This window comes from Planctopirus limnophila DSM 3776, assembly GCF_000092105.1.
Lineage (GTDB): Bacteria > Planctomycetota > Planctomycetia > Planctomycetales > Planctomycetaceae > Planctopirus > Planctopirus limnophila.
Map to the genome: position 1 here is coordinate 3,062,292 of NC_014148.1, position 15,227 is coordinate 3,077,518.

The window sequence follows — 15,227 nt, forward strand, 5'->3', positions numbered from 1 at the left end:
CAAACACGCGTGCTCTTTTTTTGACAGCATGTTTTCTATCAACACAGTAGCATTTGCAGATTGATCTGATTGAGTAAAGAATCACACAGAATTTCGGCCGTCTGAACTCTTGAGGAGAGCCATGATGATTCGCCTGGAACGCATTCTGTTCCCGACAGATTTCAGCGATTTTGCCTTACCTGCCCAGCAATATGCCGCCGAACTGGCGAACCGGCTGGGAAGCACCTTGCACCTGCTCAATGTGGTTCAAGATATCGAGATGATCTCTCCCGATCCCGCATCGCCATTTTTGCTCCCCACGGGTCAGTTGCCCGAATTGATGGCTGCGACTCAGGAAAATCTGAATTCTCTGGCGAAACCTCTGCAGGATACTGGCCTGCAAGTGGTGACAGCCGTTCGATCGGGAGTGCCATTTCTGGAAATCCTGCAATATGCCGAAGAGCAGGCGATCGACCTGATTGTGCTGGGAACTCACGGCCGCACGGGCTTAGCCCATGTGCTGCTCGGGAGCACTGCCGAGCGTATTACCCGCAAATCGCCATGCCCTGTCCTGACAGTCCGACCTCAGGCGCTGAAAGCTCATGCTGCCCAGAGTGAGGCGTAACTCATCTGCATTCATTCGGTCTACGAAATACCTCAAGTCGCATCATCTCCGAACGTTGTCTCTCCGAAAATCGTGGAAATCGTCATGCCTCGAATCGCCTTGCCACTTCTCAACAGGCCGGTTTCATTCAACAGCCTGCTGTGCGGAACATTACTTCTGAGTGGTTGCCTTTACAACGAATTTGAGCCGGTAGCGACGCCGACCAGTGATGTCGCAGTGGAAGCTCAGGCAAACTTGGCGGCTGAGAATCCCACGCCATCGACAAGCCAGGCGGCAGCACCTGCCACCTCAACGGCGGCTCCTACTCCCGCACTCGAAGTTCCCTCGGCTGATGGAAATAACCAGCTTTCAGCCGAAGATGTTGAAGCGGGTTGGATCAAGCTTTTTGATGGCCACACACTCTTCGGCTGGCAGCCCAACTCTGAAGCCGAATGGATCGTTTCTAATGGTGAAATCCAGATTCCCGAGGGTCCCAAAGGGTTATTGTGCACCACCACCCGCTTTGCTGATTTTGAACTGCGTTGCGATGCCTGGATTGATACGACATCCAACAGTGGCATCTTCCTGCGGACTCCACTCAAGCCCACCAATCCGGCTGTCGATTGCTACGAGTTGAACATCTGCGATCAGCACCCTGCCGGCTTTACCAGTGGCAGTCTTGTGGCGAGAGCCAAACCTTCCCAGACAGTGCCGACAGCAGGTGGCTGGCACACTTATGAAGCGACCGTGGCTGGCCCGGACGTGACCGTGAAACTCGATGGTCAGGTGATGGCAACTTACAAAGATGAAACGGCCAATCCCCTCAAGACGGGCTTTATTGGTCTGCAGCAGAATGGTGGGCCGGCTCGATTTCGAAACATTTACCTCAAACCCCTCGGTTTTCAATCCCTGTGGAATGGCCAGGATCTTTCAGGCTGGCGGGTGGTGCCCGGGAGTGTCGGGACATTTGAAGTCAAGGAAAAGTTGCTGCATGTTGCGGGTGGTCGCGGGTTTCTCGAAACCGAAACCAAGGCTGACAATTTCATTCTGCAGTTCACGGCGCGGACTCTGGCTGACAATCTCAATGGCGGCATCTTCTTCCGAGCGATGGAAGGGACCGAGAAAGCCCCATCCCATGGTTATGAGTTTCAGATTCATAACGGGTTCAAAAATGGCGACCGCAATCAGCCACTGGATCACGGAACGGGTGCGATCTTCCGCCGGGTTTCTGCTCGTCGCATTGTCGCTAACGATAACGCATGGCTGACAGGCACACTCATCGCGGATGGACCACACTTTTCGACGTGGGTGAATGGCATTCAAATGGTGGACTGGACCGACAGCCGACAGCCGAACGTCAATCCCCGTGAAGGACTGCGATTAGAAGCGGGGCACATTAGTTTGCAGGGGCATGACCCCACGACTCAGTTCGATTTCAAATCAATCCAACTGGCGCCACTCCCTTGAGTTTCGCCTGGCTACTTGCAAGGAAGGATCACGAGCTATACGAGCCGGAAGCGTCAGCGACGGGCATTTTCATTTTTTTCGACTATCAAGTTTAGCTATCAAATCGACTTGCCATGGTTCTTGCGGAAGATGAGAGTCCCCGTCGCTGACGCTTCCGGCTCGTCGATCTGCCTGCTGGAGACAGGGGCGGTTTCGTTGCCTGATGAAATGCCAAGCGAATTTCTCAACAGTTCAGATGGAACAACGTTAAAGTTTTCGCGTTCCCAGTCCCCTCCTGTGGTTTCAACATTTCGATAGAAACCAGAATTTCAACCGGGGCGACCCCTGCGCCGTAGAAACTTCCCCGTGCGATTGCAAAAGTTCTGCTTGCCTTCCCCCGGCGCGGGAGGTGAATATCAGCGGCGACGGACAGGTGGTCAAATGTTTTCGAATGAGTGCCAAGTGGGGAATGCCATTATGCAACGGGCATTGGGGCTGGTCGTGGTGATCGCATTGCTTGCCGACGCGCACAGTACGCGGGCTGAGGAGATTCGCGAGGGAACGCGGGTCGTCGTGATCGCCGAGAAATCCGAACTGCAGGTCTCCGGTAAACCGGCGGGCACCGTGCCGGAATGCTCGATTTTCACCGTGGGCAAAGTGTCCCCCCCCTGGTTGTGGATCCCCTCCCAGCAGGCGTATCTGCTGCAGCGTGATGTCATTCCCTTCACCGACGCCATCGATCACTACACCCGCCAAATCGCGGCGAATCCCACGGCCAATGCCTATTGGAACCGTGCCCAGATCTGGCGAATGAAGGGGGAACTCGACATCGCTCTGGCGGATATGAACGAGGCAATACAACGCAGCCCGGGGGTTGATGCGTGGCACAACAATCGTGGGCTATTGTGGCGAAATAAAGGAAATGAGGAACAGGCCATTTCGGATTTCAATGAGGCCATTCGGCTAAATCCGAAGATTTTTCAAGCATATTCCAACCGTGGTAATTCATGGCGGTTAAAGGGGGAGCTCGACAAAGCCCTGGCCGACTACACAGAGGCCTTGCGACTCACACCAACCTCGGAAAGAATAAAAGTTTTGAACTCTGATGAACGAACTGGCGGCGATTCCTCCCAGCTGACAGACTCCAGAGCCGAAACCTACTTCGCCCGTGGCTACACGTGGGAAGCGAAGGGCGATCTCGATCAAGCGATGGCAGATTACAACGAGGCTATCCGACTCAACCCGAGAAACATACATGCCTACTACAGCCGAGGAGCGAGCCATTTTGTGCAAGGCCACTCCAAAGCTCTCACCGACTGTGATAAACTTCTCGAACTGGAGAAAGGTGTTGGCGAATATTCGGCCTACGCCATCATTCTCGGGAACCTGGCCGCCCGGCGGGTTGACCAGCCTGCCGCAGCCGCGAAATTCCTGGCATCTGCCTCGAAGCTCAAGAACGAGTGGCCGCAACCCATTGTGCGCTACCTCCAGCGGGAACTGACAGCCGACGAATTGCTGCAACTGGCCGTCGATCAGGACAAGCGGACCGATGCCGAGTGCTACATCGGTCTAGATGCTCTCCTCGACAACCGCCCCGACGAAGCCCGGACCCGCTTCCAGTGGGTGGATGACAATGGCACAAAAACCTTCGTTGCGTACGACATGGCCCGCCACGAGTTGCGAAAACTCGACGGCTCCCAGTCAAAGCCCTCCCCATGAACCCGCCGCAAGCTGGTGGAGGCGTGGTTCCACGCGACGTTGAACGTCCCGATGCCTTTGCCAGACGCCACCCATCCGTACCTGCGAAAAGTCGCCATCTCCGGGGAGTTCGCAAAAGTTCTGCTTGCCTTCACCCGGCGCGGGAGGTGAATATCGGTCAGTTAGTAGACTAACACGGCTGTTCAACATGCTTGCTCGGAGCCGCAAGCATGGCACTCTCGGCGAATATACCCTGGTATTCGAACGATCTGGAAACCGAATCAGGCGGCGATGTGCTGTTCGACTTCGTCGGCGTTGAGGGAGACAATGGCGATTCCCAGCTTATCGGCCAGTTCGACCGCTTCGGGTTCATCGATGATGATCGTTTGCCCGGCCTCGACAGCCAGTACGCGGCCACCCGCTTCGTGCATCGTGCGGATCGTTTGAATCCCGATTGTCGGGACATCAAAGCGGCGATCCTGATTGGGCTTGGCCACCTTGACGACTGTGAATCCGCCGCGACGGCAGAGTTCGGCAGCACGGCGAATACAGCGATCGGTTCCCTCGATGGCCTCGACGGCAATGACTGCCATGTCATTCACCACGACTGACTGGCCGACATCGAGCCGCCCCATTTCCTTGGCCAGACTCCAACCAAAGCGAATGTCGCGCCATTGGGCATCGGTGGGTTTTCGCCGGGTGAGAAATCCATGTTTCACAAGCAACTCCGGGCAATAATCAAGGGCGGAATCGAAATGGAAGTTATCACGCTCAAACTCGCGGATCACCGCCAGTAAGATGGTGTCATCTTTGCGGTTGGATGTGGCAAAGCTGTACCACATGCGGAGTGTCCGGAAGTCGGGGAGCAGCCGAAAGATTCTCCACGACTGAAACAGGACGGTTTTTTCGATCTTTCCCGCCATGATCAGTCGATCAACGCGATGCCGCTTGAAGACCTTCATGGCGTAGCCAAATCGAGCCAGTGGCCCTTCCTGATAGATGTGGCAATGCTCTGCCAGCTCGGGAGAAGCCATGCCGGCAACACCGACACAAACGACTTTGATCCCCTGCTTTTTGGCAGCTTCCGCAAAGGAAATCGGAAACCTGCCAGCACCTGCCAGCAGGCCCACTCTTTGCGCGGATCCTGGAACATCCATGCTCATCATGACGAACGAACATCCTGTTCGAAAGTTTGTGATTCACTGCCAGTTATTGAGCTTACTCAAGAAAACCAGCTTCTGATTTAACCAGCGGCCTTGAGAGGATTGCCGGCGCCCTCGGCCATCAATTTTTCAAGTTCAGCCAACCTCTTGGCCATGGCCCGCATTTCTTCCCGCATTTCGGGAACTCGCTTGAGCGTGAAGACGAGTCGCTTCTGTTCGGCTTCCGGGCTCGCGGGGTAACCAATCCAGGTTTCACCGTCGGGCACATTGCGATGCACACCGGCCTTGGCACCAACCATGCAACCTGTGCCCATGTGTGTGTGATCTTTCACACCCACCTGGCCACCCAGCCGGACATAATCGCCCGTGCTGCAGGAACCTGCGAGACCCACTTGAGCAGCAAAGACGTTGTTCCGGCCCACGCGGCAGTTGTGACCAATCATGACCATGTTGTCGATCTTGGTACCAGCACCGATGACAGTGGCATCGACAGCACCTCGGTCGATCGTCGCGCCAGCTCCAATTTCCACATCACTTTCGATAATCACACCACCCAGTTGTGGCACCTTGATAAATCGACCCTGCTCAAAACGATAGCCAAAACCATCGGCACCCAGGACCGCATTCGCATGAATGATGACGCGATCGCCCAGCGAAACTTCATGATAAAGCACAGCGTTCGAATAGATCTGGCAATCTCGCCCCAGACGCGAACCGGCTCCAATACTGGCACCTGGATGGATATCGCAGTCATCGCCAATGATGACGTCTTCACCAATATAGGCACCAGGCCCAATGGCACAGTTTTCGCCAATCCGGGCTGTGGAACTGATAAAGGCCGAAGGAGAAATGCCTCGCTTCAAGCGACTGCGAATGATACGGAAGAGTGGCAGCACCTGGAGAAAAGCGGCCTGAGGATCTTCCACTTCAAGAAGTACAAGTCGAGGATAATCCGCATTGACGCGGGCGGATTGTGAGGGGTGAATGACCACCGCAGACGCACTGGTTTCCTTCAACCGGCTGATATGACGGTCTTCGGAAAGGAAGGTCAGCTCACCAGACTTGGCCTGTTCAATCGCTGCGGCACCGGTCACAGGTTCCTGAGGAGTGGCCACGCATCCGTCAAGCGTGACAATACGGGCGCCAATCAAAGAGGCGATGGACTCGATGGTATGAGCCATTCCGGCATCCTTTCCGGGTGGTGATCTTTAAAGACTTGAGAAATCTCAAGTAGAATTTACAAAATCTGGTTGTACCGAAAAATCCCCTGTGCCGACAAGGTCGATTCGTGTGACAATCTGGCAAACTCAGTGAAACCAGAGAATGTCGCCCTGGCAAACACATTCCCATCCTCACTGCACCTACTAAGGCGTCTTGATGCTTGAGATTTTGACTGGCACTGGTGCCGCACGTCATCAGGAGGCACTGGCGCGCTATGCCAGTCATCTTGGTCAGGGTCTCGCAGACGGTCAATTGGGGACTGGCCTGTGGCTCACACCCTCGGCACGCACGCACTCGAAGACTTATCAGGCTTTGCTGGAATTACTGAAGGGCAAGATTGCCGCCCCCAACCTGCATACGTTTGAGTCGTTCTCTGAGATCATTCTGAGTCATGGGTCTGCGGCAGCGACTCCCATTACGCCATCCACGCAGTTTCTGCTGCTGTCACACGCGATCCAGACCGTCTATCAGCGGGGCGACTGCGAGGAGTTCAGCGCTGTCATCGAGACTCGGGGTTTGACAAAAATCGTCAGTGACTGGATTGCCGAGCTTAAGCGGGATGAAACGTGGCCTGAGGAATTTCTCAAAAGCTGCCAGCAGCAAAAAGGGGGCGCGACAGGCAAGGATCTGGCACTGGCGGCGATTTATCACGAATACCAGGCATTGCTCAATGCACGCGGCTGGTACGATCAGGAAGGTCGATCGTGGTTAGCTCGGGCAGCCGTCTCCCAGGGAGCCAGGGCACCTTTCGATCAGGTGCGGCTTGTGGTCTGCGATGGTTTCGTCGACTTCACGTGGATTCAGTACGAGTTACTCGAGCAATTTGCGAGATGGAACGCCGACATTGTCATCACCTTGCCCGATGAATTCGCCAGCCAGCGGAATACGTCTTTTGATCGAAGCGAACTGTTTGCGATTCCTCGCCGAACACTTGAGATTCTGAAGTCGCGAATCAAACCCCTGCAAGAGATTCGAGTCCACTCGATATCGACAAATCCAGATCATGGAGCTGTTCCTACGGGAATCGAACAACTTGCACGGAATCTTTTTGGTAACCCGCGAATTGTCAGCCGATGTTCAACGGCTGCCGGGTTTGATGCGATTGCTGCGGGTGGGCCGCATCGCGAGCTGGAGGCGGTCAGTCATCAGATCAAGAAGTGGCGTTCGAGTGGTTTTTTGGCCGAAGAGATCGTGGTTGTGGTTCGAGGCCTGGCGAGTGAAGCCTCGCGCTGGCTGGATCATTTCGAATTGGCGGGGATACCGGCTTATGCTCCTCAGGCCTCATCGCTGGAAAGCTGTCCCGTCGTGCGCTGGATGGCTCAACTGGTCAAACTGGAATTGAATGACTGGACGAGCCACGACCTGCGTCTGGTCGTCTCATCGACATTTTTTCGCCCTGCCCAGTTTCCCTCCAAAGCCAAGCGGGCCTTATTGGCGTGGCTGGCGAAATCACCCGCTTCGAGCCGCAAAATTCTTAGCTTGAAAGCCCGCGAACGGGCGGCAGATCCCAGCGCATTGACAACTGAGAAAGAGATCAATCACACGCTGGTCAGTCAGGGGTTGGAAACACTGCTGCGTGTGACCGAGAAACTCAGTACATCGCACAGCTTTGAAGGGTGGATTGATCTGTGGGCGGCGATCATCAGTCAATGGACACCCTTCTTGCCGGATTCATCAAACGATAGGGCAGATCGTGCGGATTGGGAACTTCTGCAAAGGATTCTCCGCCGGGTTTCTCGCTGCCGGGGGACATGGCAAGAGCCTTCCGAACGACTCAGTCTGCAGGCGTGGTGGAGCGAAGTCGAAGCCTGCCTGAGTGTGGAACGCAGTTTGCCTCCGGCTCCATCCCCAGGAATGATTTCGCTGATTGATCCGGCCCAGGCACGATTTCTCGATTCAGCGCGGTGCGTCGTGATTGTGGGTGCGACCGAACAGGCTTACCCGGCGGCAGATCATACCAATTGCCTTTACAGTCATGCCGAGCGTCAAAGCCTGATTGCAGCGGGTCTTCGGCTGGTACGGGAAGAGGATCATTCTTCCGAAGAGACGCTGCTTTTCTGGCAACTGGTCTCCATGGCCACGGAGAATCTGCTGATCACCTATCCCGCGATCAATGCCAAAGGACAGGAGCTTTTTCCCAGCCCATTTGTGCTGGCGGCCTGCGACCTATTCACAAAAGACGTGCAGTTGCCCCGGCATGTGGGATCGATCCATGTCATGCCGGAGCGGGAAGAGATTCATACCCGCCGGGACTTGCGCATTGTGGCGTTTGAGCAGGCGATGACAGGCCATGCGGGCTGGTGGAAGACGGGTTTGCTGGACACGACCGAGGGTCAGGCCTATCGGAATATGGCTCGCGGTCTCCCCATGCTGCAGGCTCGATATCGAACAGAAGGCTTTACTGAGTACGAGGGAATGCTCAACGAACCTGCTCTTCGCGAGGAGTTTGCGCGCCAATATGGGCCAGAGCATCAATTCAGCGTGACGAGATTAGAACTTTATGCCAATTGTCCGTTTCGATTCTGGATCGAAGAGGTGCTGGGACTCGCGCCACGTGAGACAAAGCAACTCTCGACGAATTACCTCATGAGAGGGACTGCTCTTCATAGTGCCTTAGCGTCCCTATTGGGAAGTGGCCGGCTGGCATTGGCTGATGAAGCGGAATTGAGCCGGATTTTTGCCGAACATGTGGCTGTCGAAATGCAGCGCCGGGCGAAAGGTTCTCCGCTGGCAGAAGCCATGGCCCGGCTGGATTCCCAGATTGTCAGTGCGTGGAGCGAACAATTTGCTGCGTCACAAAGAGAGTATCTGGAAACGATGGTCAGTGCCTGGGGAGGCATGCCCGAAACCACATTGCCGGAAGTTGCCTTTGGACAGGTTTACGATGATCACGGGGAGTTGATTCACGGGCCGTACCCTGCCCTGGAGATTTCGCGAGGCGGGCATCTGGTACGGCTGGGTGGCAAGATCGACCGGATTGATGCTCACAAACTTCCTACTGGTGAGCAGTTCTTTTCGATTATCGATTACAAATCGGGCGGGGCGAGCCAATACCGGTTCGACGAAAAGGCTGTGCAGCAGGGATTGAGCCTGCAGCTGGTGGTCTATCTGCTGGCTGTAAAACGATTGAGAATGGCGGGAGATGATGCTGAAGCATGGCAGGCGGGCTTCTGGGGATTGCGAAAAGAAGGCCTCGTGGCAGGTTTGAAAGCCGGGAGGAAGTCCAAAGAATGGAATCGCCTCGATGAAGATTCTGTCCACCGGCTTGAAGAGGCTGTCCAGCAAAGTGTGATTGATCTGGCCATCAGTATTCGCAATGGTGAATTCATGGTCGATGGAGCGACCAAATTGAAACCCAGCCCTTGCAGCAGTCAATGTCCGACCGCGACAGTGTGCCGGGTGAAACAGCAGGTCGGCCTCGCGAAACAGCTCCATAAAATTCGGCCAGCACTGGATGCGCCGCGGGCGACCAGCCCTGTCGAAAGTCCAGCCTCCTGAGCTGCCCGACGATGATCTGCGGACTGGATGACTCCAACCGATACTTCTCGAAGACTCTTCTCAATGCCTGACAATCATGCGAATCGAAAGATCACGGGCCTGTGGGTCTCTCCGGAGGAGGCTTCGAATCTATATCAACGTTTCACTGCCTGGGGTGTCCAAGAGAATCTGGAATGGATCAAGGTCCACTCACTCTCGGAAGCCATTGATTACTGGCTAGGAAAGATCAAGCTCTCCGAATCACAAGTGGTGGAACTGATCGTTATTGAACAAACGACATCGGATGAATTTGAACCTGCAGAGGCCGACGAATTTTTAGCGGCTGTGCAGGCCTGTCAGGTGGTGGTGATTTACGGCCCCTGGTGTGAAGGGGATGGGCGGACTCGGAATATCTGGCCCCCGGCCCTGCGATGCCCTCAAGTCTGGGCGGATCGTTGGATCCAACAGATTCTCGATGCACTTCGAAATCGTGACATTGCACTCCCGTGGACCGCTTCACGAGAAGAAGTCATGCGCTGGATCTTGCCGAAAACCTGCACCAGCCATGCGATGAATACCGCCGGTTGGAAAGTGCTCTCGCCCGATGCGATCTGGCGGGAATCGATGCAGTTGCTGCTCACGCCGGCAAATGGAAAACTTCAGAATTGTGCCGAGAAGGAAGCGTCGAAGAACATCTGGCTGGTCGATGCGGATGCCTGGATCTGCCAGCAGACGAGCGATTCTCGATCGATCAGTGCTCGGGCAACATTCAAAGAGTATGCTGCCCTGCTCGCGGGCGAACTCCTGGCTGAGTCTACGGAAGTTGTCGCACTGACGGCCTGGCATGATGACTCAACTCGTCAATATCTCTTCAATCAGGGAGCAGATCGCGTCGTCTCCAAGCTGGCATTTCCTTTGAACACCAGTTTGGCGATCCGTCAGTCGTAACGACCGAAGTAACAGCAGATTCCCATCTGGCAGTCGGTTGAGAATTCCTCTGACTGGTGAACTTGTGACTGGTCAATCGGGGTGGATTCGCTCAAAATGACGGGGTGAGCGGATCCAGATCGCATGCTTGCTCAGAGCCGCAAGCATGGCACGAACGCCGCAAACTTGGCAAGCGCGCCAGAAACAGGCACGCACGAAAGTGATCGTAAATTCTGGAATCGGTATTATGAATCTCGATGGTCGCAAGCCCTGCGTCTTTGAAAGCCAGGTTCATGTCTTTGATTGATCAAGCCGAACGATTGAAGCGGACCTGGACGGATCAGTACGTTCAAGTGCGCGAAGGGATCCCTGCGCTGACTCGTTTTCGCGGACTCACGGGCTGCGTGAAGACAGTGAATATGAACTGTCGCCTGCTCGTGGAATTCCAGCAGACGGTCGATATTTCGTGGTACGACATTGACCCCGCGCATGTGATTCGCGTGGAAGCACCGAAGGTCGTTGAACCGGTCGCGACAACTCCACCTATCCCGGCGGCAGTCCCTCAACCGCCGGTCACTGCGGCACCGCCAGAAACGACCAAAAGGCTCTCTCCGATCGAAATGATCCGTGCTCAGCAGGCGAAATCGGCAAATCAGAGCCACTCAGAGGGCACTGCTCCGCTCACGAAGCCGACGGCGTCTTCATCACCGACATTAACTTCTCCACCGGTTCCCGCCAAGCCTCTGTCGCCGATTGAAATGATTCGGGCACAGCAGGCGAAATCCAAATCGTTAGAAGCATCAACTCCTCAGGTTCCGCCGAAAGAGGAACTGCCAGCGACTCCAGAAGAGCCGATGGCCCCTGCCGTTGTCACAGCGATCCCCCAAAAACTATCGCCCATCGAGATGATTCGTGCACAGCAGGCGGCACGTGCAAAAGCAGACCCAGCGACGAACGCAGCTAAAAGTGGCTCGCCACTGGCAGCTGAAGAAAAGCTCAGCGAAACCGTTGCTCCACAAGCGGCAAAAAGCCCGATCGAACTGATTCGTGAACAACAAAAGCGGGCTCAGGCAGAGGTTCAAAAGCCGGAATCACCAGTGAATCCTCAGGAAATGATAGATCCTCTGCCCGTAGCGAAACCACTCAGCCCGATGGAAATCATCCGTCAACAACAGGCAGCGAAACTGGCTAAAGAACAGGCCAGCCAGACGACTGCAGAAGACTGACTTCCCGTTTTACTAGACAACCAGAACCCATCGCGGATGTTATCGAGTAAAGCCGATGTAGAAGCTGAAGAGTTGTGTCCGGTCGAATTCTTCCTTCATGATGGGAACAGCCCAGTCGAGAGCAATGGGTGCGGGCCCCATCGCTGGCAGAGTGATTCTCAAGCCACCACCAACTGACAGACGGAAGTTATTGAGTGTCACATCTTCGGTGACTGTACCGAAGTCAGTGAATGCCACCAGATGCAGCATTTCGTTGGCGGTGACTGGCATTTGATACTCGGCACCACCGAGGAACATCCAGTTACCACCGGTACGAACGCCGGTATTCACGGGGCTGACACCACGGAACCGGAAGCCGCGGAACGATTGGAAACCACCAGCATAGAAGTTTTCGAAGATCGGTGTATCGCTCCCTGTCCAACCCACATCGGCATGGAGAGAGAGAATATGTTTACCGAAACCATCGGGACGGCGATAAGTCGTAAAGTACTGCCAGGCATTTAACTCCAGCTTGGGATAGACAAAATCACCAAAGGCCTGTTCGTAGGACATTTCAATAAAATGTCCTTCCGAAGGATTAAACGGGGCATCGCGCGTATCATGTGCCAGACCAATGCGGCCTGTCGTCAGGAAATTACTTCCGACCACTTCCGTTAGACTCTCCGGTTGTGGAAAGACAGGATTATCTACTTGGACATCTTCAATACGAATCGCTCCGGAAACTGACCACTCAGGCGTCAACTGCCGACCAACACGTGGCCGCACACCTAAGCGTTGTTCCTGCCAGAACTCGAGAAATCGAGTGTAGTAGAAACCACTGACACCGATATTGTAGTCACTATCCATGAAATAGGGATCTGACCAGTCGACGGTGTAGCGACTGACCTCACTACCTGGTGCCGCTTCCAAGCGAAATCGCTGACCAGCTCCACGCCAGGCCGTGCCATTGACGATATCTTCAAAGCTGGTGGGTGGGCGGAAGATATCAAAATTCGATTCACTGAGAACAATGTTACCAATCACACCGGCATCACTGTTCACACCGACGCCGAACATCAGCCGCCCGGTGCGAGCTTCCTTCAAATACGCATCGATATCAATAAATTCTGGTGGAACCGAGTTATCATAGATATTCTGGTCAAAGCGACGAGGATTGCCGTAGGGATCTCCCTGGGGGCTGTTATCATATTCATAGTTTTGAGGAGCACGCATGTCACGCGTCTGCCCGCGAACAACGCTGACGTGTGGATCAGAGGCATCGACACTTTGAGGCTGCTCGACTTTCAACATCGAGCCGGGCATGAAATAGATCCCGTCGGGATCGTCTGCCCCGGAATCTGGCTCGGTCTTTTTCGAGGATGGCTGGCTACTGGGAGCTTTTCCGACGGTCCGCGATGGCGTTGGTACTGAAGGTTGAGAAAATCCGCTGCCATTCAGATAGCTGCGTCCTTCCGGTTCCTGCTGCACGGATGGACTTCCAGCACCTGCCCCATTCGAAGCAGATCGTGATTGGACTCGCCCTGCTGATGAACCAGAAGTCGAACTATTTTGAGTTGGCAGACAATTCGCTTCTGACAGAAAATCCGGTTTTGGCGAAAGAAACTCTGACTGACCGAGTGCCTTGGAATCGCCACCTTCAGCCAGTTGACTCCGATCCTGCAGCCAGGCGATCTCGGAGACTCGCGAAATTTCTAGCCGAGGTCCATTCTGAGGCCCACCCTCAAAATATTCAGATCCAGCAAGTTGTCGTTCCGATTTTTTAATCAGTTTAGGATCGGCGAGATCACCCGGGTGAATTCGCGAGATGTTCCGGGGCAGGTTATGCCTCGTATGAGGGTAATCGCCTTCAATATGCACGCGGAACTCGCGGACGACGTAGATCTTGTCTTCATTGATACGGATAATCAGATCGAGCTCACCGGGTGTTTCCAGAAACTGTGGGATCGCATCGACCGTCGCAAAGAGTCGTCCCTGTTCACCATACCGGGAACGAATCTTGTCAACATCTGTCGCAATGTCGCGGGCACTATAAGGATCGCCCGTCTTGAAGTTAATGTACTGACGAATTTCGGCCTCAGTAAGAACGTTGTTCCCTTCCACGGAAATATTGCGAATCTTGTATCGAGGGCCTTCCTTAATCACATAGACATAGGTAGCACTTGACTTGCTCTCGTTAAAGTCGACTCGATGAGTAATTTCGACTTCAAAGAAGCCAAGGCTGTGATAGTACTGCCGCAGACTTTCTTTATCATCCGGAATGGTCGATTCGTCATATTTACCACCGAAGAGCCTGAGAACCCGGGTTTTGGAAACTTTCTTGGTTTTGAGCAGGCTGTCGCTGAAGAACTCATTTCCTTCGAAGCGAATGGCATCCACACCCACTTTGGGGCCTTCATGAATGCGGAAGACAACCTCTCGTTCGTCGCGGGAATCGCCCTTTTCCAGCGTACAAGTCGCAAACGAATAGCCTTTGTCTTTGTAGTGAGCTTCAATTCGGCGAGCACATTCACGATTGGCGCTGATATCGTAAGGGCTGCCGGGCTTTAAGTTGGTGAGCCCTTCGAAGACGGATGTTTTGATCTTCTGGTTGCCAATATACTGCACATCGCGAACGATCGGCCGCTCCAGGACACGGTAGATGACGACGAGACCTTCGTCGGTTTGTCGAACGTAGGGTTCGACGGTGGTGAACCAGCGAGTGCGTACCAGAGCGTCCACATCCTGTTTGATCAGGCGTTCGTTAACAGTGCGATTGGGGCGGACCTTAATATGCTTTTCGATTTCTCGCACCTGGATGGTGTCGTTCCCTTCGACACGAACTTCGACAACCTGGGAATTGAAGTCGACTTCGGCCGGGGCCTGCTCTTCGGCTGAAGTTCGCAAGATTTGCCCAGGTTTTTTCTTCATCGGGTCAAACTTCGGGAAGTTGCCACTGTCGCGATCTTTTTCATCGAGGAGAAGTTCGTCCTCGGGATGCATGACCTGTGCCAGCGTTTTTCGCTGGGGAGTTGTACCACCTGCGGGCGTCACCTGTGGTTTCGAGAATCCACCTGGCAGAACTGGTCGATCTTCTTCGAGGCGAGCACGGCCTGTTTCCTGGTCGGACTTGGTGCTGCTGACCGTCTTGACGGTGGGTGATGTGGCCTGACCTGGTTCGTCGAGCATCCAGGGTTCAAGATCATCTCCATTCTGTCCACGAGCAACCGGCGAGCGTGATCCCGAAGTGAAAGCTGCTGGTGGCACGAAAAGCGGTGTCGAGAGTGAATTGCGGTCAGCTTTGGCGGGTACCGGTGAGCCTGATGGTGCGGACTGGCCATGCACAGCAGTTCCTGCCCAGAAAATCGCCCACAACAGTGTGAACACTGCTGTAAGGCCTCTGGCCCGGAAAACAGGTGCGATTGGCTGCCGCATCATGCGGTTCGCTTTCATCCATGAGTCGCGCGACGTGAAATTATTGAGACAGGCATTGATCGCGGCTGGTGAGGA

At 54.5% G+C, this 15,227-nt stretch carries 9 protein-coding genes; 6 read left to right on the forward strand and 3 right to left on the reverse strand.

The genetic code is table 11. The annotated features are described in order from the left end of the window. Positions 1–121 precede the first annotated feature (121 nt). The 3 genes from PLIM_RS12145 to PLIM_RS12155 all read left to right on the forward strand — a co-directional run bounded on the left by PLIM_RS12145 (position 122) and on the right by PLIM_RS12155 (position 3,748). Positions 122–604, forward strand: a complete 483-nt coding sequence (locus PLIM_RS12145; RefSeq protein ID WP_052301569.1) for a universal stress protein — start codon at positions 122–124, stop codon at positions 602–604. Between the two features lie 84 nt (positions 605–688). Beyond that, complete coding sequence (locus tag PLIM_RS12150) at positions 689–2,050, forward strand: 3-keto-disaccharide hydrolase (protein ID WP_013110613.1); 1,362 nt, start codon at positions 689–691, stop codon at positions 2,048–2,050. 456 nt (positions 2,051–2,506) lie between these two features. Then, positions 2,507–3,748 carry a tetratricopeptide repeat protein gene (locus PLIM_RS12155; RefSeq protein WP_196349446.1) on the forward strand — a complete coding sequence of 414 codons (1,242 nt, stop codon included), beginning with the start codon at positions 2,507–2,509 and terminating at the stop codon, positions 3,746–3,748. A gap of 260 nt (positions 3,749–4,008) precedes the next feature. On the opposite strand, the gene PLIM_RS12160 is transcribed toward PLIM_RS12155, so the two are convergent. Together PLIM_RS12160 and lpxD are read right to left on the reverse strand one after the other, a co-directional pair. Further along, complete coding sequence (locus PLIM_RS12160) at positions 4,009–4,893, reverse strand: LpxI family protein (protein WP_013110616.1); 885 nt, start codon at positions 4,891–4,893, stop codon at positions 4,009–4,011. A gap of 77 nt (positions 4,894–4,970) precedes the next feature. Next, entirely contained in the window at positions 4,971–6,071 is a 1,101-nt protein-coding gene (lpxD, locus tag PLIM_RS12165) for a UDP-3-O-(3-hydroxymyristoyl)glucosamine N-acyltransferase (RefSeq protein ID WP_013110617.1), read from the reverse strand. A 196-nt stretch (positions 6,072–6,267) separates the two neighbouring features. Here lpxD and PLIM_RS12170 point away from each other — a divergent pair, with 196 nt between their 5' ends. The 3 genes from PLIM_RS12170 (at position 6,268) to PLIM_RS12180 (ending at position 11,741) form a co-directional block, all read left to right on the forward strand. Further along, positions 6,268–9,609 carry a PD-(D/E)XK nuclease family protein gene (locus PLIM_RS12170; RefSeq protein ID WP_013110618.1) on the forward strand — a complete coding sequence of 1,114 codons (3,342 nt, stop codon included), beginning with the start codon at positions 6,268–6,270 and terminating at the stop codon, positions 9,607–9,609. A gap of 63 nt (positions 9,610–9,672) precedes the next feature. Next, positions 9,673–10,536, forward strand: coding sequence for a hypothetical protein (locus tag PLIM_RS12175; RefSeq protein WP_013110619.1), 864 nt, complete (start codon positions 9,673–9,675; stop codon positions 10,534–10,536). A gap of 272 nt (positions 10,537–10,808) precedes the next feature. Continuing rightward, entirely contained in the window at positions 10,809–11,741 is a 933-nt protein-coding gene (locus PLIM_RS12180) for a hypothetical protein (RefSeq protein WP_013110621.1), read from the forward strand. 39 nt (positions 11,742–11,780) lie between these two features. Here the strand turns inward: PLIM_RS12180 and PLIM_RS12185 are convergent, their stop codons facing one another. Further along, positions 11,781–15,104 carry a BamA/OMP85 family outer membrane protein gene (locus PLIM_RS12185; RefSeq protein ID WP_013110622.1) on the reverse strand — a complete coding sequence of 1,108 codons (3,324 nt, stop codon included), beginning with the start codon at positions 15,102–15,104 and terminating at the stop codon, positions 11,781–11,783. Positions 15,105–15,227: the final 123 nt, after the last annotated feature.